This window comes from Actinocatenispora sera (assembly GCF_018324685.1).
GTDB classification, from domain to species: Bacteria; Actinomycetota; Actinomycetes; order Mycobacteriales; family Micromonosporaceae; genus Actinocatenispora; species Actinocatenispora sera.
In genome coordinates this window covers 2,881,940-2,905,994 of sequence record NZ_AP023354.1, presented here as the reverse complement: position 1 = coordinate 2,905,994, position 24,055 = coordinate 2,881,940, and the positions used below count along the sequence as shown (strand labels likewise).

20 protein-coding genes and 1 riboswitch are annotated in these 24,055 nt (G+C 69.0%); of the genes, 10 read left to right on the top strand and 10 right to left on the bottom strand.

The genetic code is table 11. The annotated features are described in order from the left end of the window. Positions 1-31: 31 nt before the first annotated feature. The 7 genes from Asera_RS13895 to Asera_RS13870 all read right to left on the bottom strand — a co-directional run bounded on the left by Asera_RS13895 (position 32) and on the right by Asera_RS13870 (position 8,974). Positions 32-592, bottom strand: coding sequence for a hypothetical protein (locus Asera_RS13895; RefSeq protein WP_084132826.1), 561 nt, complete (start codon positions 590-592; stop codon positions 32-34). A 162-nt stretch (positions 593-754) separates the two neighbouring features. Further along, entirely contained in the window at positions 755-1,114 is a 360-nt protein-coding gene (locus tag Asera_RS13890; RefSeq protein WP_030449630.1) for an STAS domain-containing protein, read from the bottom strand. Positions 1,115-1,149: 35 nt separating this feature from the next. Continuing rightward, positions 1,150-2,178: an alcohol dehydrogenase catalytic domain-containing protein gene (locus Asera_RS13885; protein WP_030449629.1), complete on the bottom strand. Its 1,029-nt coding sequence runs from the start codon at positions 2,176-2,178 to the stop codon at positions 1,150-1,152. Between the two features lie 153 nt (positions 2,179-2,331). Next, positions 2,332-2,634: a hypothetical protein gene (locus tag Asera_RS13880; protein ID WP_030449628.1), complete on the bottom strand. Its 303-nt coding sequence runs from the start codon at positions 2,632-2,634 to the stop codon at positions 2,332-2,334. A gap of 152 nt (positions 2,635-2,786) precedes the next feature. After that, positions 2,787-5,165, bottom strand: coding sequence for a glycoside hydrolase family 65 protein (locus tag Asera_RS13875; RefSeq protein ID WP_035298679.1), 2,379 nt, complete (start codon positions 5,163-5,165; stop codon positions 2,787-2,789). Positions 5,166-5,173: 8 nt separating this feature from the next. Continuing rightward, on the bottom strand, positions 5,174-7,918 hold the full coding sequence (locus Asera_RS33075) for a cation-translocating P-type ATPase (RefSeq protein ID WP_035298676.1): 2,745 nt from the start codon (positions 7,916-7,918) through the stop codon (positions 5,174-5,176). Positions 7,919-7,990: 72 nt separating this feature from the next. After that, positions 7,991-8,974: a carbamate kinase gene (locus tag Asera_RS13870; protein ID WP_051803033.1), complete on the bottom strand. Its 984-nt coding sequence runs from the start codon at positions 8,972-8,974 to the stop codon at positions 7,991-7,993. 500 nt (positions 8,975-9,474) lie between these two features. After that, a riboswitch (cobalamin riboswitch) is annotated at positions 9,475-9,681 on the top strand. Between the two features lie 129 nt (positions 9,682-9,810). Between Asera_RS13870 and Asera_RS13865 the strand changes: the two genes are divergently transcribed. Both Asera_RS13865 and Asera_RS13860 read left to right on the top strand, forming a co-directional pair. Further along, a complete protein-coding gene (locus Asera_RS13865; RefSeq protein WP_030449624.1) occupies positions 9,811-12,201 on the top strand; it encodes a ribonucleoside-diphosphate reductase subunit alpha in 2,391 nt (796 codons plus the stop codon). After that, on the top strand, positions 12,198-13,247 hold the full coding sequence (locus Asera_RS13860) for a ribonucleotide-diphosphate reductase subunit beta (protein WP_030449623.1): 1,050 nt from the start codon (positions 12,198-12,200) through the stop codon (positions 13,245-13,247). Before Asera_RS13865 ends, Asera_RS13860 begins: the two co-directional genes overlap by 4 nt. Before the next feature lie 386 nt (positions 13,248-13,633). Here Asera_RS13860 and Asera_RS13855 read toward each other — a convergent pair whose 3' ends face one another. Next, positions 13,634-14,128, bottom strand: coding sequence for a MarR family winged helix-turn-helix transcriptional regulator (locus tag Asera_RS13855; protein WP_211255797.1), 495 nt, complete (start codon positions 14,126-14,128; stop codon positions 13,634-13,636). A gap of 52 nt (positions 14,129-14,180) precedes the next feature. Between Asera_RS13855 and Asera_RS13850 the strand changes: the two genes are divergently transcribed. From Asera_RS13850 to Asera_RS13840, 3 genes are all read left to right on the top strand, one after another. Continuing rightward, positions 14,181-15,614: a DHA2 family efflux MFS transporter permease subunit gene (locus Asera_RS13850; protein ID WP_084132814.1), complete on the top strand. Its 1,434-nt coding sequence runs from the start codon at positions 14,181-14,183 to the stop codon at positions 15,612-15,614. Beyond that, a complete protein-coding gene (locus Asera_RS13845) occupies positions 15,611-16,576 on the top strand; it encodes a zinc-binding dehydrogenase (RefSeq protein WP_030449620.1) in 966 nt (321 codons plus the stop codon). Before Asera_RS13850 ends, Asera_RS13845 begins: the two co-directional genes overlap by 4 nt. Before the next feature lie 198 nt (positions 16,577-16,774). Then, entirely contained in the window at positions 16,775-17,482 is a 708-nt protein-coding gene (locus Asera_RS13840; RefSeq protein ID WP_211255796.1) for an alpha/beta fold hydrolase, read from the top strand. 516 nt (positions 17,483-17,998) lie between these two features. On the opposite strand, the gene Asera_RS13835 is transcribed toward Asera_RS13840, so the two are convergent. Continuing rightward, positions 17,999-18,415 carry a MerR family transcriptional regulator gene (locus Asera_RS13835; protein WP_035298674.1) on the bottom strand — a complete coding sequence of 139 codons (417 nt, stop codon included), beginning with the start codon at positions 18,413-18,415 and terminating at the stop codon, positions 17,999-18,001. Positions 18,416-18,465: 50 nt separating this feature from the next. Here Asera_RS13835 and Asera_RS13830 point away from each other — a divergent pair, with 50 nt between their 5' ends. Genes Asera_RS13830 through Asera_RS13820 form a run of 3 tightly spaced genes read left to right on the top strand, consistent with a single transcriptional unit; the run spans position 18,466 to position 21,274 of the window. Next, positions 18,466-19,857, top strand: coding sequence for an MFS transporter (locus tag Asera_RS13830; RefSeq protein WP_030449618.1), 1,392 nt, complete (start codon positions 18,466-18,468; stop codon positions 19,855-19,857). Further along, the gene (locus tag Asera_RS13825) at positions 19,854-20,423 is read left to right on the top strand and encodes an NADPH-dependent FMN reductase (RefSeq protein WP_030449617.1); all 570 of its coding nucleotides are present in this window, start codon (positions 19,854-19,856) and stop codon (positions 20,421-20,423) included. Before Asera_RS13830 ends, Asera_RS13825 begins: the two co-directional genes overlap by 4 nt. An 11-nt stretch (positions 20,424-20,434) precedes the next feature. Further along, positions 20,435-21,274 (top strand): patatin-like phospholipase family protein, encoded by an 840-nt coding sequence (locus Asera_RS13820; protein WP_030449616.1) that lies wholly within the window; start codon positions 20,435-20,437, stop codon positions 21,272-21,274. A 244-nt stretch (positions 21,275-21,518) separates the two neighbouring features. Here Asera_RS13820 and Asera_RS13815 read toward each other — a convergent pair whose 3' ends face one another. Then, positions 21,519-22,400, bottom strand: coding sequence for a MerR family transcriptional regulator (locus tag Asera_RS13815; protein ID WP_035298672.1), 882 nt, complete (start codon positions 22,398-22,400; stop codon positions 21,519-21,521). A gap of 169 nt (positions 22,401-22,569) precedes the next feature. On the opposite strand from Asera_RS13815, the gene Asera_RS13810 reads away from it, so the two are divergent. Together Asera_RS13810 and Asera_RS13805 are read left to right on the top strand one after the other, a co-directional pair. Then, complete coding sequence (locus Asera_RS13810) at positions 22,570-23,466, top strand: phytoene/squalene synthase family protein (protein WP_035298669.1); 897 nt, start codon at positions 22,570-22,572, stop codon at positions 23,464-23,466. Further along, complete coding sequence (locus Asera_RS13805; protein WP_030449613.1) at positions 23,463-24,035, top strand: deoxyribodipyrimidine photo-lyase; 573 nt, start codon at positions 23,463-23,465, stop codon at positions 24,033-24,035. Before Asera_RS13810 ends, Asera_RS13805 begins: the two co-directional genes overlap by 4 nt. Positions 24,036-24,055: the final 20 nt, after the last annotated feature.

The window sequence follows — 24,055 nt, the reverse complement described above, 5'->3', positions numbered from 1 at the left end:
GGTGAGATCCCGACACCCGCCGTAGCGCGGTTCAGCGCAGCCACGGCATCCGGCGCACCAGCGCCGTGTTCGACCACCAGCGGCCCAGCCCCAGCGTGTCACCCGAGCGCAGCAACAGGAACACCACCAGCAGCCCGGCGAAGATGACGTGATCGTCGAGGAACAGGTTGTCGGCCGGCGGCAACACCACGCTCCACATCATCATCATCAACACCGCGCCGGCGATCGTGCCGATCCGCATCCCGATACCGGTCAACAGCACCAGCCCGATACCCGCCAGACCCAGCATGAACAACCAGTCGGCCCAGCCGGCCCCGGCAATGTCGCGGTAGAAGCCCGCGAACGGGCCGGTCGCGCTCGACGACAGGAACCCCTTCGTCGGAGAGCCGCCGTTGACCCAGGCCCCGTTGGACGGAGTGCCGTAGCCCAGACCGAACAACTTGTCGACAAACGCCCACAAGAAGATCCAGGCCATACCCAGGCGCAACCCCGCCAGCACGTACCTGCCGGCGGTCGCCGCGCTCACCGCCTGGACCGCGCCGCGCCGCGTCGTACTCACCGAGTGCGGCTGCCCGTGTGCTGCAGTAGCCATCACGTACTCCTCCCGTTGTTCCCCGTTCAGCATCAGACGTCGCGATCGCACCCGGCAGTGCCACCCGGCAGGTACCCGCGGGAAGATCGGCCCGCAACAGCCGGGCACCCCGGTCGTCCGGGCACCAGCAAAGTACGAGGCGCCGGCGGTGAGGTCGCGCGGCTACAGGTACCCACGATCCTCGACACGACCGCCCGCGTGCCCGGCCGCCGCGGCCGGCACATCGTCGTAGAGACCAACACCGGCCGGCACGCCCATCAGAAACAGCGCCATCCCCACCAGCGGTTGCGGGTTGCAGAGCCGAACGTCGAAGCCCCGGTCCGCCAGGACCACCACGGCGCGAAGCAGGTCTTCGACAGCCGCGGTCGCCATCAGGTGCAGCCCGGACAGATCCACCACGAGAACCTCGCCCGGGCGGTCCGGCCACAGGTCCACCAGCTGCCCGCCGCGCTCGGCCGTCGCGCCACCAAGCGTGCTGTCCCAGTCGACGAGTCGGCCGACCGGGGTCGACCAGCACCGCACCGGCGGCAACGAACGCCTACTCGCAAATCCCGTCGTCACCTGCCGAGCACCACCTTGACAGCGCCGCTGCCGGCCGGGGCGGCGAACACGTCGTACGCGTCGATCATGTTCGCGAGGGTGAACCGATGAGTCAGCAGGTCCGAGGGATCCAGCAGGCCCTCGGCGTGCATGTCCAGCAGCTTCCGCGTCGACCATCCGTCCACCAGCCCGGTGGTGATCGTCACGTCCCGGATCCACAGGTCCTCCAGGTGCAGTGACGCGGGCTCACCGTGCACCCCGACGTTGGCGACTCGGCCGCCTGGCCGGACCAGCCGCGTGCACAGCTCGAACGTCTCCGGCCGGCCGACCGCCTCGATCACCACGTCGGCGCCGAGCCCGTCACCGAACCGGCGAACGGTGGCCTCGGCGTGATCGGGGTCGACGACCGTGTCGGCGACTCGGAGCGCCGCCTGACGTCGAGCCGGCGCCGGGTCGATGGCGACGATGTGTGCCGGCGAGTACAGCTGCGCGCACAGCATGGCCGACCAGCCGATCGGCCCCGCGCCGACCACCGCGACCACGGACCCGGGCTCGACCTGCCCGTTGCGCACGCCCACCTCGTAGGCGGTGGGAACGATGTCGGCGAACAGCACCGCTGTCTGATCCGAGACCGTGTCGGGCAGCACGTACGTGGACAGGTCGGCGAACGGGATGCGGGCGAACTCGGCCTGCACACCGTCGATGAGATGCCCCAGGACCCAGCCGCCACCGTTGCGGCACTGGCCGTACCGACCGAACCGGCAGGCGGCGCACCGGCCGCAGCCGGAGATGCACGACGCGAGGATCCGGTCGCCCTCGGCTCGCCCAGACGCCCTGCCGGCCGCGACGACGGTCCCGACCGCCTCGTGCCCGAGCACCCGGCCTGGTTTGACCTCCGGGACATCTCCGCTGAGGATGTGCAGATCGGTACCGCAGATCGTCACGGCGTCCACCTGCATCACGACGTCACGGTCGTCCTCGATGACCGGGTCCGGCACCGACGTCCACAGCTTTTCCCCGTTTCCTTGGTACACCAACGCTTTCATGACGTCCCCCCGGGCATGACGCCGCCCCTTTCGCTGCACGTATACGAGTTGAGGATGCCTACATCCGTTGGGTGCGCGACAGTGCCGTTCCCACCCGTGCCGGGGGGACGTTCGACCCGCGGCCGGGATCAACTCGGCCGACTGCGTGACGGGTCAACGCCTCGGCTGGCCCAGACGGCGTGCGTGATCTTCGACAACGACCGTGACCAGGTCGGCCGGCGGCACCTGTGCCTGGGCCAGTGCGCCGAACACCGCGAACCTCAACCGATCGACGACGTACTGCGGCACCCGGCCTGTGCAGACGATGCACACCCGGACGCCTCTCGAGCGTTCCTCGAGGTCGATCCGGCGCGGGAGTTTCATCCCGTATCCACGTAATACGTCGTCCACCGCCGGTACCACCTGGTGCCGGATTCGATGTAGCCGCTGAGTTTCGTGAGCCTTCGACAGCATCATGGCCTCCCTGGAAGATCGTCGGCTGCCCGGGTGGCAGCGGGCAGTGCCGAACGACCAGCCCAGCCTGGGACCTTCGCGGAGCTTGGCACAGGGCATCTGGCCGGTCAGGACAAGGCGAGGCCATTGCGGCAGCACAGGCGCGCCGTGTGTTCTCACAGCGTGATGCGCACGGTGCCGGCGGCAGCCAGCAGATGATCGATGCCGTTGTGCTGGACCACGATCGGGGGCTGCCGTCCGGGTCGGGAGCTGATGGTCAGGTGGTCGTGCCGGATCAACACCGACAAGGAGTGCCCCTGGTAGCGCTGATGCAGCTCCAAGGTGCCCAACTCGGCCGGCCAGCGCGGCTCGATGAGCAGGGCGTCGTCGTGGACCTCGATACCGGCGAAACACCGCCGAACCAGATCCGCGCTGCCGGCCATCGCACCCAGATGGATGCCTTCGGCGGTCGTCCCGCCCTGGATGTCGGCGATGTCGGCCGACAGAACCTGGTCGAGGTGGTACTCGGCCTGGCGCCGGTGCGCCCGTGCCAGCACCCACGCGTGTACCAGGGAACTGAGCGTCGATCCATGGGAGGTCCGGGCGAGGTAGTAGTCGATCAGGTGGGGAATCTCCGCGATGTCGAAGGGGCAGGCCAGTTGGGTGAGGATCTCGGCCAGCTCCCGGGCAGGCAGCAGGTGCAGGAGCATGAGCACGTCGGCCTGTTTGGAGGCCCGGTAGCAGTTGATGTCGTGTCCTTCGGCTTCCAGGATGCGATCCAGCCGTTGGATGTTGCCGTAACGGGCTCGGTAATGGTCCCAGTCCAGCTCGTCCAGTCGCTGGTATCCCTCGAACTGGGCGAGCATTCCGTTGTCCAGCAGCGGCACTGCGAGTCGGCGCATGACGTGTTCCCACCGTGAGTGCTCGTGTGGGTCCAGTCCCAGCCGCTCGGACAGCTCGCTGCGCTGGGCCTCCGGCAGCTCGCTCAACACCTCGCCGGCCTGGCGCAGCACCCAGGCGGTCATGACGTTGGTATAGGTGTTGTCGTCGATACCCGGCCGATCGCTGTCCGGGTACCGGGTGTGAAACTCGTCGGGTCCGATGACTCCACGGATCACGTAGCGATCCTGGGAGCGGTCGTAGCGGGCCAGGCTCGCGAAGAACCGTGCCACCTCCACGATGATCTCGGCGCCTGGGCCGTGGAGAAACTCGCGGTCCCCGGTCGCCCGGTGGTACTGCCACACGTTGAACGCCACCGCGAGCCCGACGTGGTGGGCGAGGCGACTGTGGTCAGGCATCCATCGCCCTGACCGCGGGTTCAGGTGCGTGGCGGGGCTTTCCTCACGGCCGTCGCTGCCCGACTGCCAGGGAAACATCGCACCCGCGTGCCCAGCGGTGCGGGCAGCGCGGCGAGCTTGCGCAAGCCGCCGGTACCGGTAGGTCAGGGCACCGCGCGCCACCTGCGGTAGCCATGCGGTCAGCGTCGGGAGGACGAACAGCTCGTCCCAGAACACGTGCCCGCGGTAGGCCTCGCCCGACAGTCCGCGGGCCGGGACCCCGACGTCCAGATCCGCGGTGTGCGGCGACATGGTCTGCAGCAGGTGGAAGGTGTGCAGCCTGATCGCCCGTAGCCGGTCGAGCGGGCCACCGAACCGGAGTCGGACGCCGTCCCACAGCTGCCGCCATGCAAGGACATGTGCCTCCAACATCGTGTCGAACGCGGCGGCGTCCTGGACTGCCGCGACGGCCGCCTCTCGCGGCTCGGAGATCGCATGGTCCCGGGACGTGTAGTAGGCGACGGTCTTGTCCACCGTCAGCGATGTGCCGGCGACGACGTCGATGTCGATCTGGGACCAGAGCCGGCCCCCGTCGGGCACGCTGCGCCATGCTGCCCTGGAACTGTTGAGGAGCACGTGCGCCGCGGCCGCGACGACGCGCACCTGCGACTGGACGGTGGCCGTGTCGGCAACGAGGATGCCTGCGTCGTCGGCATCGAGCGACAGCACCCGCAGATGCTGATCGGCCAGTTGCGCGTAGCGGTCGACACCGGAGTTGGTCACCGATGCGTCCAAGCCACTGCGCAGCCGCACCGATCCGGACCAGTCCTCCGCGTACAGCGTGATCGACGACGCGGCCCGGTGCGGGTCGGCCATGTCCACGAACCGGCGTTGCACGAGCCGTGATGTTCGATCCGCGCTGTCGCGGTAACGCACCTGTCGGGTCAACACGCCGTGCCGCAGATCCAGCTCCTGCCGGTAGGACAGGACGATCACGTCACCGAGATCGAACCAGGCGCCACCATCCACCGAGTACGTCCAGGGCAGCCAGTCGGTCACATTGACCATGCTCTCGTCGTCTGACCGCGATCCAGCCACCGTGCTGGTGAGCCGGTCGTAGCAGCCGGCAAGGTAGGTTCCCCGGTACCCGCCGGAACCGGGCTCAGGAGCTGAGCCACGCGTCGCGAGGTAGCCGTTCCCCAAGGTGCACAGCGCCTCACGTCGACGCTCCTCGGCGGGCTGGAAGCTGTCGTAGCTCAACGTCCAGGCGTCCGACATCAGTGACCTCACCTCGGGTGGTGTCTGGCCGGTCGATGCTGCGCCGCCCGTGTGGCGGAGCGCCGTTGCGCGGCCCGGTAGGTTTCGTCGACTCCCCACACGGTGATGGGGAGGATCGGTAGCAGCCCCAGCGCCCATGCCGGCGGTAGCGAGGTGCCGAAGACCGTGTCGAGGCCGGGGATCAGGCAGACCGCGGCCGCGACCAGCAGTTCGAATCCGATGCCCCACAGCAGCAGCCGGTTGCTGAACAGACCGACGGTGCGCAGCGAGACCCGGTCGGTACGGGCGGCAAACGCGGTGCCGATCTGGCAGGCGACGATGCCGAGGAAGCTCATGGTGGTCGCCTGCAGGTACACCTCGTGCAGCGGTGATGCGGCCGTGACGTCGGCGCCGGGCCGCCAGCCGGCGTGCAGCAGCACGGCGAAGAACCCTGCGGTGACCAGGATCGCCGAGCTGGTCCCGAGCAGGCCCCAGGCGCGGGCGAGCAGGCGGCCGGTGATGATGCCGCTGTGTTTCCGGCGTGGCGGTTGGTTCATGACTCCGGGTTCGGCGGGCTCACGGCCCAGCGCGAGCGCCGGCAGGGTCTCGGTTCCCAGGTCGATGACGAGGATCTGCAGCACGGTCAACGGCAGCGGGACCGCGCCGCCGGACAGGGCGAAGATCAGGAAGGGAACGATCTCGGGGATGGCGTGCGCGAAGATGTACAGGATGAACTTGCGCACGTTGGCGTAGACGCGGCGGCCCGCCGACACCGCGGCCACGATGGTGGCGAAGTTGTCGTCGGTGAGCACCATGACGGCCGCCTCGCGGGCCACATCGGTACCGGAGCGCCCCATCGCGACGCCGATGTCGCTGTGCCGCAGCGCTGGTGCGTCGTTGACCCCGTCGCCGGTCATGGCCACCACGTGACCGGTGGCACGGACTGCGTCGGCAATACGGAGCTTGGCCTCGGGCGAGGTCCGGGCGAAGACCAGATTCCGGTTTCCGGACACCAGCCGGTCGAGTTCTGCCTCCGGCATCGTGTCCAGCTGCTCGCCGGTCATGACCGGGGTGTCCTCGTCGGCAATCCCCACCTGGGTGGCGATCGTACGGGCGGTGCCGGGATGATCGCCGGTGATCATGATGATGTGGATACCGGCCGATCGGCAGGCTTCGACGGCGCCGGCCGCTTCGGGCCTGGGCGGGTCGATCATGGCGACGACCCCCAGCAGGCACAGTCGCTGTTCGAGCTGCGCGCGATCTCCGGGATCGTGGTCGAGACGATGCCGGGCCGCGGCGATGACCCGGTGGCCGCTGCTGGCGTACCCTTCGCTGGCGGCGGCGGCCGCGCGTCGCAGAGCCGGATCCAGCGGATGTTCGGCGCAGTCGGCATCCAAGATGCTCACGCAGCGCTCGATGATCTCCTCCGGGGCGCCTTTGGTGTGGAGCCACAGCTCACCGTCCGTGGCGTCGACCGTGGACATCATCCGTAGAGCCGGGTCGAAGGCGTACAACGCTCGCCGGCTGCTCTCACGGTCGGTTCCGATCGCCACCCCGAGGCGGCGCGTCGCGGTGAGCAGCGCGACCTCGGTTGGATCGCCACGCCCGACATCGTCCGGGTCGATACTCGCGGTGCTGCAGCGCCACAGGCAGGCGCCCACCGCCGCATCCAGCGCGGTGGTGGCCGCGGCTCGGTTGCCAAAATCGGTTTCGCCGTGCAGGGTCCACAACGACACCGGTGTCAGCACGTTGCGGGTCAGTGTCCCTGTCTTGTCGGTGCAGATCACCGAGGTGGAGCCGAGGGTCTCGACCGCGGACAGCTGCTTGACCACCGCACCCATCCGGGCCAGTTCCCGCACGCCGACGGCAAGCGCCAGCGTGATGGTCGGCAACAACCCTTCCGGGACGTTGGCGACCAACAGTCCGATGGCGAAGTTCGCTGCGTCCGACAGCGGCATGCCGGCGGCGAAGGTCCCGATGGGAAGAAACAGCAGCCCAATGCCGACAGCAATGGCGCCGATCAGCCATGCCACGCGCTTGACCTGATGCTCCAGCGGGCTGACGTCGCGACGTGTGCGGCGGGTCAGGGCCGCGATGCGGCCGAGTTCGGTGTGTGGTCCGGTGGCGAACACCATGGCGCGTGCGGCGCCCTGGGTGCAGGTCGATCCGGAGAACACGAGGTCGCGTGCCTGCAGTATCGGTCCGGTGGTGTCGACCAGCTGCGCGGATCGCGTCACCGGCAAGGATTCGCCGGTCAGCTCCGACAGGTCGACTTCGATGGATCCGTCGAGTAGTCGGGCGTCGGCGGAAATTCGTTCGCCCTCGGCGATCAGCACCACGTCTCCCGGCACCAGCTGGCTGCTGGGTATGACGCTGTCCCGGCCGTCGCGTAGCACGGTGGCCTGCTCGGGCAGGTATCCGGCCAGTGCGGCCACTGCCTGTTCGGCGCGGTGTTGCTGCGCGAAGGCCAGGAGCGCGTTGAGCATGATGACGGCCACGATCGCCACAGCCAGCACGACCGTACCCTCGAGGGCGGCCAGAGCCGCCGCGAGCCAGAGCAGCAGCGCCAGGGGATGGCTGAACTGTCCAGCCAAGTCGGCCAGCCAGTGCATCGATCGGGTTCGCGGCAACTCGTTGGGACCGTACTGGACCAGTCGACGTGCGGCCTCACGGCCGCTCAATCCCGCAGGCGAGCTACGAAGGTCGCGCTGCAGCAGCGTGACCGCCTCGCGTGGATCGGCCTCCTGCTGCGGCGAGAGTTCGACTGACGGCACTGCTGTTCCTCGATCCCGATCTGGCGCGCACTCGAAGCCATCGCAGGCAACGGCTACGCAACCGTGATCACCTCATCGGAGGCGGAGATGTTCGGCAGCCTGAACGGGCAGCTCCGCGGCACCGGCCGGATCGGCATCACTGGTGATGAGCGTGCCGGCCTGGCCGGTCAGGATGTCCGCCGCGTCGGTGAGCTGCCCGATCCCGGCGATCGCGGTACCGCCGGTCGCGGCGTGCTGGTCGACGAACCGGCAGGCGGCCTCGATCTTGGGGCCCATCGATCCGGCCGCGAAGTTCATCTGCCGCAGCTGGCTGCTCGTGACCCGATGTAGCGGACGGGCCAGCGGCGTGCCCCAGTGTTGTTCGACCTGGGTGACATCGGTGAGCATCAGCAGCGCATCGGCCTGCAGCCTGGTCGCGATCAGCGACGCGGTGAGGTCCTTGTCGATCACGGCGTCGATTCCGACCAACTGTCCATCCGCGGCGCGGATCACGGGCACTCCCCCGCCACCGGCACAGATGGGGATCGTGCCGTGAGCCAACAGCAACTCGAGTACGTCGATGTCGAGGACGTCTCGTGGTTCGGGGCTGGGTACCACCCGCCGCCACGAGTTGCCGTCCTGCCGCATCGTCCATCCGCGCTGGGCGGCGATCGCCTGCGCGACATGCGGCTCGTAGCCGACCCCGATGAACTTGGTCGGATCGCGAAAGGCGGGGTCGTGCTCGTCAACCAGCGTCTGCGTCAGCAGCGCCGCCACCGGGACCGTGGGCAGCGCATTGCGCAACTCCAGACTGAGCCAGTGCCCGATCATCCCCTCGGATGCGGCACCCAGAACGTCGAGGGGGTAGGCGCTTCCGAGCGTGGCGTCCCGCGTGGATTCGGCGGCGAGCAGCCCCACCTGGGGCCCGTTGCCGTGCGTGATGACCAGCTGATTTTCGGCGGCCAGCGGCGCTACGGCGCGAACGGCCTGCCGGGCGCGGGAGTGCTGAGTGCGAGCATCGGTCTTGTCGTGCCGCTGCAGCAAAGCGTTGCCGCCCAGCGCGATCACGATCAACATCGCTCACCTGCCTTCCGCGGTGGCCACGAGAACGGCTTCGATGGTGTGCGAGGCAGGCAGTGCATCGGTAGGTACGTGGACTTGAGCGGGTCCCTCCATGACGGCCTCCCACGGCGGTGCCCTGGCACGGCGGCCATCGCCTGCAATCCTGGCCACAACGCTAGACACGTGGCAGAGTCGATGGACGCAGATGGCACAGGCCGAAGGCCCCGAAAGAGCGCTCACCGATGAGCGGCACCGCCAAGCGGTGCAAGGTCCCACCGCGCCGCATCGTTGACCGACCAATCCCAGTAACGCATCGGTCGACCTGCCTTGTCCTCGATTTTCGCCTATCAGAAGATCTGCGCCCATGGACGTTCCTTCGCACTCGCGGCCACCGCTCGATGGTGTGGGCCCGGCACACGGACTCGGACCAGCCGCCATGCAGAGGCGCACCATGGCTACCGCACGAGACACGCCGACACAGCATCTGGTGTGCACGCCCGATCGCGCCGCCATATATAGTGGCTCCTGCAGCTGGTTCGGCTGTCGCGTCGCGCGGCAGTCGAGGCAAGAGGGAACCCGGTGCAAATCCGGGACTGCCCCGCAGCGGTGAGTGGGAACGACCGCCGTCATACAGCACTGGACCGCACGGTCTGGGAAGCGACGGCCAGTAGGACAGCACGACGCCCACGAGTCCGAAGACCTGCCAGCGGCGCCGCACGCGCCGCGTGCGGCGGTCGAAGGCCGCGCGGGACGGCCGACGCCATCAGCCGGATCGTCCGCAGCTTCGCGGCGGCTGACCGGCGGCGTCCCTGCCCGCGCACCGACGACCTTCAGGCGTGGGACGAGGGAGCATGACGGTGCTGCAGGAGCAGTCTGCGTCAGATCACCGGGCGTCGGAGCAGCGACGACACGTGATGCGGGTACGCAAGCGCGACGGGGTCGCCGAACCGGTGGACGTCAACAAGATCGTCACTGCGGTGGAACGTTGGGTGTCCGACCTCGACGAGGTCGATCCGCTCAGGGTGGCGACCAAGACCATCAGCGGGCTCTACGACGGCGTCACCACCGAGGAGCTGGATCGGCTGTCCATCCAGACCGCAGCCGAGTTGATCGGTGAGGAACCTCAGTACTCCCGGCTCGCGGCCCGGTTGCTGGCCACCTTCGTGGACAAGGAGGTGCGCGGGCAGGGCGTCGCGAGCTTCAGCCAGTCGATCCGGTACGCGCACGGTTTGGGGCTGATCGGCGACGACACCGCCGAGTTCGTGGCACGCAACGCCCGCAGGCTCGACGACGCGGTGGACCCCGACGGCGACCGGCGCTTCGAGTACTTCGGACTGCGTACCGTCACGGATCGCTATCTGTTGCGGCATCCGGACTCCCGGCTGACCGTGGAGACCCCGCAGTACTGGCTGCTTCGGGTCGCATGTGGTCTGTCCCAGACGCCGGACGAGGCGATCGCCTTCTACCGGCTGATGTCGAGCCTGTCGTACCTGCCGAGTTCGCCGACGCTGTTCAACTCCGGGACCCGGCACGCGCAGATGTCGTCGTGCTTTCTGGTCGACTCACCGCGCGACGAGCTCGACTCGATCTACGAGCGGTACCACCAGGTCGCGCGGCTGTCGAAGTTCTCCGGCGGAATCGGGATCTCGTGGTCGCGCGTTCGTGGCCGCGGCGCGCTGATTCGCGGTACCAACGGCAGGTCGAACGGGATCGTGCCGTTTCTCAAGACCCTCGACGCCGGTGTGGCCGCGGTCAACCAGGGTGGCCGGCGCAAGGGGGCGGCGTGTGTCTACCTGGAGCCGTGGCATCCCGACATCGAGGAGTTCCTGCAGTTGCGGGACAACACCGGCGAGGACTCGCGCCGTACGCACAACCTGAACCTCGCCAACTGGATCCCCGACGAGTTCATGCGCCGGGTCGAGGCCGACGAGGACTGGTCACTGATCGACCCATCGGATGCGCCGGAGCTGCCCGACCTGTACGGCGAGGCGTTCGACACCGCGTACCGGGCGGCGGAGAAGAAGGCGGTTCGCACCGTCCGGGCCCGGGACCTGTACGGCCGGATGATGCGCACCCTGGCGCAGACCGGCAACGGCTGGATGACGTTCAAGGACACTGCAAACCGGCTGGGCAACCAGACCGGCAGACCGGGCAACACGATCCACCTGTCCAACCTGTGCACCGAGATCCTCGAAGTCAACAACGACGCCGAGACCGCCGTGTGCAACCTGGGGTCGATCAACCTGGGCGCGCACGTCGACGCCGACGGATTGGACTGGGACAAGCTGCGCGCCACGGTGCGCACCGCGGTGCTGTTCCTCGACCGGGTCATCGACATCAACTACTACCCCGCCGAGCAGGCGGCGGCCTCCAACCCGCGCTGGCGTCCGGTCGGGCTGGGCCTGATGGGCCTGCAGGACGCGTTCTTCACCCTGCGCCTGCCGTTCGACTCGCCGCAGGCGCGGGAGCTGTCGACCCGGGTACAGGAGGAGGTCCTGCTGACGGCGCTGGAGACCTCGGCCGGGCTCGCCGAACGGTTCGGCCCGCACCCCTGCTACGCCGAGACGCGCGCGGCCGGCGGAACCCTGTGTCCCGACCTGTGGGGTTGCGAGCCGAGCCAGACCGACCGGTGGAGCGTGGTACGGGCATCCATTGCCGCACACGGCCTGCGCAACTCGCTGCTGGTGGCGATCGCGCCGACCGCCACGATCGCCTCGATCGCCGGCTGCTACGAGTGCATCGAGCCGCAGGTGTCCAACCTGTTCAAGCGCGAGACGATGTCCGGCGAGTTCCTCCAGATCAACACCCATCTGGTACAGGAGTTGAAGAAGCTCGGGCTGTGGACGGCGCCGGTCCGCGAGCAGATCAAGCGCGCCGAGGGCTCGGTGCAGTCGGTCACCGACCTGCCCGCCGAACTGCGCACGCTGTTTCGTACCGCGTGGGAGCTGCCGCAGCGGGCACTGATAGACGTGGCGGCCGCCCGCGCTCCGTACATCGACCAGTCCCAGTCGCTGAACCTGTTCCTGAGCTCGCCGACCATCGGCAAGCTGTCCTCGATGTACCTGCACGCCTGGAAGTCCGGGCTCAAGACGACCTACTACCTGCGCTCGCGTCCGGCGACGCGCATCCAGCAGGCGACCGTCGCGGTCGCGCCCGCGACAAGCGGTGCCGGCCCGGTCAGCGACGCCGAGGCGCTGGCCTGTTCCCTGGAAAACCCCGAGAGCTGCGAGGCGTGCCAATGACGACGAACCCCGAGACCACCAGCACCCGTGCCAGCACCGGGGAACGGCACCTGCTGCTCGACCCTGGCATGGACCTGACCCTGCGGCCGATGCGCTACCCGCGCTTCTTCGACCGGTTCAAGGACGCGATCAAGAACACCTGGACGGTCGAGGAGGTCGACCTGCACTCCGACCTCGCCGACCTGGCCAAACTTTCTCCCGCCGAGCAGCATCTGGTGTCGCGGCTGGTCGCCTTCTTCGCCACCGGCGACACGATCGTGGCCAACAACCTGGTGCTCAACCTCTACCAGCACGTCAACTCGCCGGAGGGTCGGCTCTACCTGTCGCGGCAGCTGTACGAGGAGGCCGTGCACGTTCAGTTCTATCTGAACCTGCTGGACACCTACGTACCGGACGAGAAGGAACGGTTCGAGGCGTTCGCGGCGGTGGAGAACATCCCGTCGATCGCCCGCAAGGCGGAGTTCTGTTTCCGGTGGATCGACTCCATCTTCCAGCTGCGGGAACTCAGGACCCGCGAGGACCGGCGCGCGTTCCTGCTCAACGTGATCTGCTTCGCCGCCTGCATCGAGGGCCTGTTCTTCTACGGCGCCTTCGCCTACGTGTACTTCCTGCGCTCCCGCGGCCTTCTGCACGGCCTCGCTTCGGGCACCAACTGGGTGTTCCGCGACGAGTCGATGCACATGGCGTTCGCCTTCGACGTGGTCGACACCGTCCGGGCCGAGGAGCCCGACCTGTTCGACGCCCAGATGCAGCAGCAGGTCAAGGACATGCTCGCCGAGGCCGTGGAGTGCGAGGTCCAGTTCGCGGCCGACCTGCTGGAACAAGGCGTGTCCGGGATGTCGCTGACGCACATGCGCGAGTACCTCCAGCACGTCGCCGACCGGCGGCTGGCCATGCTCGGCATCGAGCCGATGTACGGCAGCCGCAACCCGTTCGCGTTCATGGAACTGCAGGACGTTCAGGAGCTGTCGAACTTCTTCGAGCGGCGGGTCTCGGCCTACCAGGTGGCAGTTGCCGGGTCGGTGAGCTTCGACGACGACTTCTGATCGTCCGCGTTGCTGCTGTTCCGGGCTCCCGGGACAGCAGCAACTGCTCACCTGCTCGCGAGGTGTCGGGCCGATCGGTGCCGTCGCCTGCGGCGGGCCAGTACCGCCACGGTGGCACCCAGCAAGCGAGCCACGGCGAAGGCGCGCCTACGGCCAAGGCGCTGTTCGGGACGCCGCTCGGCAACGGGACTACCGCCGCTCCACGCTCCGATCGCACCGACCTAGGGTCTGTTTCGGAGTCCCCGGCCGAGCGAGGCGAGTTCCGTTTGTCTGCTCGCAAGGCGGAGGGCAGTTCGTGTGCCGGGCTTGCACACGGGCTGTGCGACAACGCCGCGAGCGGGCAAACGGGGCCGCCGCAGCCGGCACGCGGGACCCCGAAACAGACCCTAGTTGGCAGGCGCCTCGTTGAGTGCGTCGCGTATCGCGGCGAGCGCCGTCATCAGGTCCGCTTGCTGCGACGGAGTGAGAGTACGAGTGGTGCGTCGTTCCAGTTCGTGCCATGCGGCCTGGGCGCGAGGAACGGCGTCGCGTCCCTTCTTGGCAAGTCGGACGATCATGGCGCGCTTGTCCGTTGTCGACGGGGTGCGGGTGACGAGGCCGGCGCGTTCCATCGCTTGAAGGGTCGCGGTGACGGTGGAGCGGTCGCGGCCCATGTAGTGGACCAGTTCGGTCTGCGGGACCGGGCCGTGTGCGTCGAGGTAGAGCAGCACGATCTCGTGCGGAGACGCCACGCCCGCTTCGTTCAGTAGTTCGGTGCCCACTCGTGCGTGGGCACGGACGACCTGCAACAGCAGCGACCCGACCGGGGCGCCCTCGATGCTGGTACCGACGTGCCGGAGCGGCGCTCCATCCGCTGCGGGGTCGTCTGTCGGGCTTGCCATGGTGACAGGATAGCGACTGTTGGCATGCCAGCAAGATTGGTATAATGTTGGCATGCCAGCAATCAGTTCGAACGTGGGCCGGATCGACCGTGCCCTCCTGCGTCTGATGGGGGTGCTGCTGGTCGGCGCGTCGGTCGCGCTGCTGGACACGACGATCGTTGCCGTCGCGATCGCCGATCTGACCAAGGCGTTCGACACGACGGTGCGGGCAGCTCAGTGGGCCACGACCGCGTATCTGCTCGCGATGGCCGCGGCGATCCCGATGATGGGCTGGCTGACCGACCGATGGGGCGCCCGACGGGTATGGCTGGCGACGCTGTTGCTGTTTCTGGCCGGCTCGATGCTGTGCGGACTGGCGTGGTCGATCGAGAGCCTGATCGCCTTCCGAGTCGTGCAGGGTCTCGGCGGCGGGCTCATCCTGCCGCTGGTGCAGGCGATGCTCGCCCGTGCCGCTGGTCCCCGCCGGATGGGCAGAGTCATGGGGCTGATCGGCATTCCCGGCCAGCTCGCCCCGATCCTCGGTCCCGTGTTGGGTGGGATCATCCTGGGCTCGCTCGGTTGGCGGTGGATCTTCCTGGTGAACGCGCCACTGTGCCTGCTCGCCCTCGCACTGGCCTTTCGCCACCTGCACCCGGCGCCTGTGCAGCGGCCCGGCGCACTGGACGGGATCGGCGCGCTACTGATGGTCCCCGCGACGGTGGCGATCCTGGCCGGCCTGTCCCTCATCGGTGACCTGTTGGCCGTTCCGATCGTGCTGCTGGCCGGCGGTGCCGTGCTGCAGGTCGGATTCGTGCTGCATGCCGTACGCCGTGGCGACCGGGCGCTTCTCGATCTGCGACTGTTCCGCTATCCGTCGTTCTCGGTCGCGACCATGATGATGTTCCTCTCCGGAGCGTGCCTGTACGGGCCGATGTTGCTCATGCCGCTGTTCTACCAGCAGGCCCGCGGCCTTCCGGTGGCCGAGGTCGGCTGGCTGCTGGCACCGCAGGGCCTCGGGCTCATGGCCGGACTGTGGGTTGCCGGGCGCTACGCCGACCTGGCCGGCCCACGGATCGTTGCGCTCACCGGCACCGTGCTGGCAGGAAGCGGGCTCGGGACGTTCGTCTTCGCCGACGGCGCATCGCTGACCGTGTTGTCGGCAGCACTCGTCGCTCTCGGGGCCGGGCTCGGAGGCATCGGTGTAGCCGTCTCCGCGACCAGCTACCGCGATGTCGAACCCGCCTCGATCCCGCGGGCCACCAGCCTGCTCACTGTCGTCCAGCGCGTGGGCGCCTCGTTCGGCACCGTCGTCGTCGCACTCATCCTCAACCGGTACCTCGCCACCCTCGACGGCCTTGGAAGCAGCAGCGGGATCGATGCAGCGTTCGAGCGCACCTTCGCCTGGACGCTGGGCTTTCTCGGCGTCGCCCTCGTCATCATGCCGTTCCTGCCCGCCGGACCACCCGCAACAGACGACCGACATCCAGAAACGAGGACCACGACATGAGAGCCGTGATCGCCGACCATCCCGGCGCTCCCGACGTACTGCACCCGATCGTACTGCCCGACCCCGAGCCCGGCCCCGGACAAGTACGGGTCGCCGTCGAGGTCGTCGCGACCACCTTCATCGACACGCTGATCCGCGCCGGTAGCCCCGTCGCCCCGCCCGCGACGTTCCCAGTCGTCCCCGGAAACGGTGTCGGCGGCTCCATCGATCTCGTGGGGCCGGGCGTGGACCCGGCGTGGATCGGCGCGCGCGTCGTCACCGCCACCGGAGGCACCGGCGGCTACGCCAGCCTCGCGCTGGCCCGCACCGCCGACCTGCACCGCGTCCCCGAACCGCTCGGCCTCCCCGACGCGACCGCTCTGCTCGCTGACGGCCGCACCGCCGTCGGTCTGCACCACGCCGCCGGCATCAGACCCGGCCAGACCGTCGTCATCACCGCCGCAGCGGGCGGCGTGGGCAGCATCCTCGTCCAGCTCGCGAAGGCGTCCGGTGCGATCGTTTCAGCCCTCGCCGGGAGCAGCGACAAGCTCGACCACGCCCGCACCCTCGGCGCCGACATCACCGTGAACTACCGCGATCACGACTGGACCACTCGCCTGCGTTCCGCGGTACCGGACGGGATGAGTGTCGTCTTCGACGGTGTCGGCGCCCAGACCACCCCTGCACTGCTCACGCTCATCCGCCCCGGCGGGCGCTACGTCCAGCACGGCGCCGCGGGCGGGAGCTGGGGCACGATCGACCCGACCACAGCCGCCGCCAAGAACATCACGGTGATCCCCCTCGCCGCGATCGGCACCACACCCGATGAACTGTTCTCGTTCACCGAACGTGCCCTCGACCTCGCCGCTCAGGGAACCATTCGTCCAACCATCGGGAGGACCTTCCCTCTCCAGGACGCCGCCCAAGCCCACGCGGCGATCGGGTCCCGCACCATCACCGGAAAGACGCTTCTCCTGCCATGAGACAACGACGAGAGCGCCCCGTGCGTCCCAGTCCGGACCATGCAGCCACAGGTTCTGCGCGGCCTCTCGCAGAAGGGGGCCGGATGTTGATGGGAGGTCGGCTGCTCGCGTGATGGCGGAGACGTGTTGGCTTCGTCGCGAACGCGGCTGCCCTTGACCGCACGCGCACGATGCCTGTCCAAGGGGGACACTGAGCGAGTGAAAGAGTCGACGATGCACGCGACGACGCCGGACGGAGTCCGCATCGCCTACCAGGTCCAGGGCAGGGGCGCGCCGCTGGTCCTGTTGTCGGGACAGGCGAACAACCACCATTGGTGGGACAGCGTTCGAGCCGACTTTCACACCGCCCGCAGTACCGTCACGATGGACTACCGCGGCACCGGCGCGAGTGACAAACCCGATGAGGCCTACAGCACCGAACTCTTCGCCCGGGACGTGATCGCGGTCCTCGACGCTCTCAGCATCGATCGGGCCGACGTGTACGGAACCTCCATGGGAGGCCGCGTCGCGCAGCAGCTCGCGGCTCGGCACCCGCACCGGGTGGCCGCGTTGGTACTCGGTTGCACGTCGCCCGGCGGCTCACACGGCGTCGAACGCGGCATCGATGTCCGCAAAGCCCTGGCACAGGCCGACGCCCGCGCCGCTCGACAAACTCTGATGGAGTTGATGTACACCCCTGAGTGGCGCGCGGCTCATCCGGGACCGTATGACACTCTCGGCGACCCCGACATGCCCACCTACGCTCGCCACCGTCATCTGATGGCCAGCCACCTCCACGACGCATGGGACCTCCTGCCGGACATCACCGCGCCGACCGCGATCCTGCACGGCACCGCGGACCTGCTCTGCCCGGTCGCCAATGCGGCACTGCTCGCCGACCGCATTCCGGACGCCGGGCTCACCTGATCGATCGGGCCCGGCATGCCTACTTCGAGGAGTGCCGTTCCCATGCCAGCCCACTGGTCCTGGACTTTCTCACCACACCCCGGGCAACGCAGTAGTGGTCGCCGGGTCGGGTCTGGGGCCGCCCAGTCGGGTCTCGTGTCGCGTTCGTCAGGCGAGCAGATCAAAGCGCGACGCATTCACCTGGATCGCGTGATAGACGGGCCAGCATGAAGCCCCGCGCGAGCCCGGCCCGCACGGTCGGCGCCGGTAGACGCGGCGTCGACTCATCGGGCCCGTTGCGGTACGAGTTGCCGCGCTGCAGGATCCTGCTTCCGTCCGTGACCGGGGTCCGCGGGCTCACCCGTCGGTGTGCGCATCCAATGGCACCCGCACAGTCGGATCACTGCGATAGTCGAACGCCGCAGTCTCGGTGTGCCGGCTCATCGGGGCGCGTCCCGACTTGCGGCAGCCGATCACCGCCTCCGCCACTGCCATGGCGATGGCCGGCGGGTGCCGGCGGCGCGAATCCCGTGTCGGTCAGTGTTGACCCCTGTGGGTTGTGGCTGGTGGGATCTCGCAGAGCCTCTGGTCGGAGGTAAGGTCGTCAAGCGCTGCGTGCAGGGCCTGAAGTCGCGCTCGTACCTCGCTTTCGAGGGCGCGGCGCAGCACGCACCAGTCGTCGATGGTGATCCGGCGGCGCTCGGGCAGGTCTGCCATGAGCTCGCGGATCTCCGCAATGGACAGCCCGACCCGCTGCGCCACTCGGATGATCTTGACGATGCACTCCTCGGCCTCGTAGAAGCGGCGTTGGTTGCCGGCCGTGCGTTCGCTGACGACCAGCCGGTGCTTCTCGTAGAACCGGATGGCCGACGGCGCGACGCCGGTGCGGTGTGCGAGCTCGCTGACGGTCAGGGTCGCCTGTCCGCCGTTGCGAGCGAGGGTGGCCGTGGTCATCGACGCACTCCCTTGACTTCAACATTTGTTTAACTCCTACCGTACCGGGCGTGAGCGAGCTACGCGAAGCGACCGCAGTGCCGACCCCCATCACCCGGGCAACGTGGGCTGCGGCGTCGGTCATGGCGCTGGGTGGGTTCCTGGCCAACATGGACGGTTCGATCGTCGCGGTCGGCCTGCAGCACATGCAGGACAGCCTCGGCGTCGGGCTGGCCGAGATCCAATGGGTGGCCACCGCGTACCTTCTCGGGTTGTCGGCGGGGCTGCCGTTCACGCCATGGCTGGCACAGCGACTTGGCGCCGGGCGGCTGTGGCTGTGGGCGCTCAGCGGCTTCGTCGTCACGTCGACGCTGTGCGCACTGGCCCCGACCGCCCCTGCCCTGATTGCGGTACGGGCGCTGCAAGGCGTGACCGCCGGCATCCTCGTCGTCGCGGGGCAGACGCTCATCGGCGAAGTAGTTGGCCCGGCGCGGCTTGGCCGGATGATGGGCACACTGGGTCTGGTCGTGGGGCTCGCGCCGATCGTCGGGCCAAGCGTCGGTGGCCTGTTGCTGGCCTGGACATCATGGCCGGCCCTGTTCTGGCTCAACGTACCGATCGGTCTCGCCGCGGTCGGGCTCGGCCTGCGTTTGGTGCCGCGCGGTGCCCACGGCACGCCACCACCGATGGACTGGCAGGGCGCGGTGTTGGTGTCGGTGGGGCTGCCGCTGCTGCTGTATGCTCTCACCGCTCTCGCCGCGCCGGGCGGTCGGGCAACGCCGGCCGTTCTTGCGGCGATCGGGGCCGGCGCCACCGCACTGTTCATCCGACGCTCGGCCCGCCTTCCGCATCCGGTCCTGCGGATACGCCTTGTCGTCCGGCCGGTGACGGCGGCGGGCCTGGCAACCGTGCTCAGTGGCGGCGCCAGCATGTTCGCCGCGGTTCTGCTGGTACCGCTGTGGTTGCAGCTCCAGCTTGGTCGGGGCGCGCTCTCGACCGGGCTGCTACTGGCGCCGATGGGCGCGGGTACGACACTGATCATGCTCGTTGCCGGCCGGCTCACCGATCGTTACGGTGGCGGCGCCGTCGCCTCGGTCGGCGCACTGATCGTGCTGGCCTGCACCGCGCCACTGCCGTGGATGGGCGCCGGAACGCCGATGGTCGCCGTGCAGGCCATGCTCGTCGTGCGCGGTGTCGGGCTCGGGCTGGCGATGATGCCAGCGATGACGGCGATGTACGCGTCGGTGTCCGCACAGGAGCTGGGAGACGCGGCCGCCCTCGCCAACATCACCATGCGCCTGGGCGGCGCCGCCGGGGGCTCGGCTGTGGTGCTCGTCCTGGCCGCCGCGCGATTCCATGCCGCGTTCCTCGTGCTCGTCGGCATCTGTCTGTTTGCCGCCGCAGCGGCCATCTGGCTCCGCCGCACCGAATCCACCTCCTCCCGAAGGGGTTACCCAGCATGAACACCACCGCCGACCTGCGCGTCGCAGTCATCGTCGGCAGCGTCCGCGAAGGACGATTCGGTACGTACGTGGGGGCCTGGGTCGCCAAGCGACTTGCCGCGTGGGGCGTGGACGCCGACATGATCGATCTGGCCGGCGTGAGCGTGCCGGCGACGATGATCGAACATCCCGACGTCACTGCGTTCGCTGCGCGCATCGACGCGGCGGAGGCGATCGTGGTGGTCACGCCCGAGTACAACCACAGCTACCCTGGGCCGCTGAAGGCCGCGATCGACACGCTGCGCGCCCAGTGGTTCGCAAAGCCTGTGGCATTCGTCAGCTACGGCGGGCTGGCCGGCGGCCTGCGAGCGGTCGAGGCGCTCCGGCTCGTCTTCGCCGAACTGCACGCCGTCACCATCCGCGAGACCGTCAGCCTGCACAACCCGTGGGGCCCGGCCGCCGACACGAGCACCGCATACCCCGACGCGGCCGCGGACGATGCCCTCCGCCGGATGACCCACCAGTTGCTGTGGTGGGCTGACGCCCTCCACCATGCCCGCCGCCGCACCCCGTACCCGGCCACGTGAAGGGATCACACATGTATCCGCAGGGCACCACCCGTCGGGCACTCGTGCTCGGAGCCGGCGGCGTTGTCGGCACCGCCTGGATGGCGGGCCTCGCCGCCGGCCTACCTGACAGCGGCATCGATCTCGCCGACTCGGACGTTTTCGTCGGTACGTCCGCCGGTGCGATCATCGGCGCCCTCCTGGCGACCGGTGAGCGGCCCGAGCGCCTCGCCGCCCTGCCACCGACAACCGGTCACCCGCACGTACCGGACCCCGCGGTGCTGGCCGAGGTGTTCGCCGTGCTCTCCGAACCTGGCCAGGACGCGGCGGTGGCTCGTCGTCGGGTCGGTCAACTCGCCCGCACGACGGACGTCGCGGGCCCATACGCCCGGATCGATTCGATGCGCGGCCTGCTCGGTACCACCCGCTTTCCGGAACGGCTGCGCGTCACCGCCGTCGACGCCGACACGGGAGAACCGGTGGTCTGGGACCGTGACAGCGACATACCACTACCTCAGGCGGTCGCCGCCAGCACCGCATTCCCCGGCGTCTCGCCGCCGATCCCGATCGGCGGCCGTTACTACCTGGACGGCGGACTGCGATCGGCGACCAACGCCGACCTCGCCACCGACGCCGACACTCTGGTCGTGGTCGAACCCCTCGCCCACCTGTTCCCGCCCGAACAGCTTCGGCAGGAACTCACCGCGACCCGCGCTACCACCGTCGTCACGCTGCGCCCCGATGCCGCAGCCATCACCGCCTTCGGTACCGACCCGTACGACAGGGCCGTCTGGGCGGATGCCTACCGTGCCGGCAAGCGCCAGTCCATCGACGCCGCAGAGCGACTCCGCCACCTCGGTACCGGCGGGTGAAGCCCTTGGTTGTCCCGGCCCCGATCGGGTGACGCCGATGTCCTCGGCGGCGAAGACCGCCGGGCATGGTCGTGACGGCGCGCCGGCCAGACTGCGCCGTGGCTAGCCGATGCCCGCTGAGGTGCCGGCGATCAGGACGTACGGTCGATCAGTCGTGCGACATCTTCTCCCCTACCCGAAACCCGGTGTTGCGTCCGTCCGCCGTCGTGGTCGGAGAGGCGACGCCACGCCGCGCTCCTGGCCGTCAGGCAACCAGTTGCAACACGTGCAACAGTTCGACGAAGCTGGCCGGGGCGATCACGCCGTCCTGGGGTGGTCGGGTCTGCCAGCCGGGTCCGCAGGTGGCGATGATCAGCGGGCGCGGCCGGGCGGTCATCGCGGCCGCCAGCTGTAGCAGGTCGTCGCGCTGCAGCTGGTGGGACCAGAGCACGACCGCGTGCGGGCCGGTCTTGCTGATGGCGGTTGACAGGGACTGGGCGGGGACGCGGGCGCCCAGCATGCGGCTGCCGCGCCCAGTCTCGGCCAGCGCCGCGGCGGTTGCCTCCAGGGCCAGGGTGTGTTGTTCCTGCGGGCCGCAGGCAAGCAGCACGGCGGGCAGCGCGTCGTTTCGGGGGACGCGGGCGAGGGCTCGCGAGACGGTGTTGGACAGCAGGTGTTCGGCCTCGATGTAGCGGCCGGCTTGGGCGTGTCGCCGTCCGAGCTCGATCAGGGCCGGGGCAATGATCGTCGTCCATGTGACCACGACGCCGCAGCGACCAACTGCATCCGACAGTAGCCTGTCCGTCTGGACCACGTCGAGGGCCAGCGCGGCGCGGCACAGTCCACGCACGGCTGCCCCGGCCTCCTTCCCGGCGAGTTGTTGGGCCACGGCTTGCGTGGCGGCCAGCGACGTCGGAAGGCGGCGAGCAAGGCGAGCCGCTTCGGCGGGTGCCACACCGTCAACGGTGAGCTGTCGCATCAGCCGCAGGCGCGCGAGGTCGGTGGTGTCGTAGCGGCGATGCTTGCCGGCTTCGCGCTGTGCCGGGCCCAGCCCGTACCGGCGGTCCCAGGTCCGGATCGTGGTGACGGCGACGCCGAGCTCGCGAGCGACCTCGCCGGCGCTAAGGCTCCGCTGGTCGTCGTCCATTGCCGGGCGTCCAAGCGCTGGGTGGGGTCGAAGTGGCCGGCCGGTCGCATCGGCGCTTGCGGACACCGCTTGCCTCCCCGAATGGTCGCCCGAACGACAACACCGTAACCTAGGATGTTAGCTGCATCGTTTTACGCGTCGATATATCGACGTCTCGGGGTGGTTTGTCGTGTCTTTGTTGGCCTCGTACGAGAACTGCCGCGCGTTGCACCGGCGATACGGCCGCAGCTACTACCTGGCGACACGGCTGCTGCCGGCCTGGAAGCGGCGGCACGTGCATGCGTTGTACGGCTTCACCCGCTATACCGACGACATCGTCGATCAGCTCGACACGGGCGGCGACGGCGAGGCACGGCATCGCGCCAGGCGCCTGGACGCCTGGTCGGCGCGGTTTCGGGCCGGTCTGGAGGGCGAGGAGGTCGGGGCGGATCCGATCCTGCCGGCCGTGCTACACACCATCGCGGTGTTCGATCTCCCGCGGGTCGACTTCGATGCGTTTCTGACCAGCATGCGGATGGACCTCACCGAGCGGCAGTACCGCGACTACCCGGCTCTGCTTACCTACATGGAGGGCTCGGCGGCGGCCATCGGCACGATGATGCTGCCGATCCTGCTGGCCGACGACCGGCCCAGTCGACCGGCGGCCGAGCGGCTGGCGGCAGCGCGCGAGCCGGCGCGTCAGCTGGGAATGGGTTTCCAACTGACCAACTTCATTCGTGATGTCGCCGAAGACCTGCAGCGCGACCGGGTGTACCTGCCGCAGGAGGACCTGGACCAGTTCGGGGTCTCGCGCACAGACCTGGCCGCCGCCTCGGCCAACGCCGCGGTGCGCGAGCTGGTCGCGTTCGAGATCGACCGCGCCCGGCAACACTACCGGGCCGCCGAACCGGGCATCGAGATGCTGCCGCCGGTGTCGCGGCGCTGCATCCGACTGGCCTCGACGGTCTACGGCGCGATCATGGTCGAGATCGAACGAAACGGCTACGACGTGTTGTCTCGGCGCGCCGTGGTCCCGCGCCGGCGCCGGCTGGCGGCGGTGATGCAGCAACTGGTGCACTCGGCATGAGCGACCACTCGACGGCGATCGTGTCGTTCACCCGGGATCTGCGGGTGCACGACAACCCGGCGCTGGAGCGGGCGTGCCGGCTGGCGCGCCGGGTCGTCCTGCTGTTCGTGGTGCACGAGGGGTTGGGGTTCGCGACCGCCAACCGCCGACGCGTCCTGCACGAGAGCCCGGCCGACCCGCGGCAGAGCCTGCGCGACGTGGGCGGTGATCTACTCCTGCGTCATGGCGATCCGGTGACCGAGTTGATGCGCCTGGCCGAGCAGGTGCACGCCGGCACGATCGTGCCGGCCCGAGACGTCAGCCGGTACGCGTGGCGCCGCGCCGATCGCATCCGGGCCGCGACCAGCCAGCAGCGCATCAGTGTGGAGTTCGTCGACGTGACGGTGGTCCCGCCCGCGGCGTTGACGCCGGGATGCGTCAGCTCGCAGCCGAGGGGGTTCCTGCCCAACCGGGTCCGGCTTGTGGTCGCGTCGTTCCTGCCCAAGCAGCTCGGTCTGCACTGGGGCGTCGGGGCTCGGCACTTCTTCGACCAACTCGTCGACGGCGGACAGGGCGGTGTGCACCGATGACCACGAACGGCGCACCACGA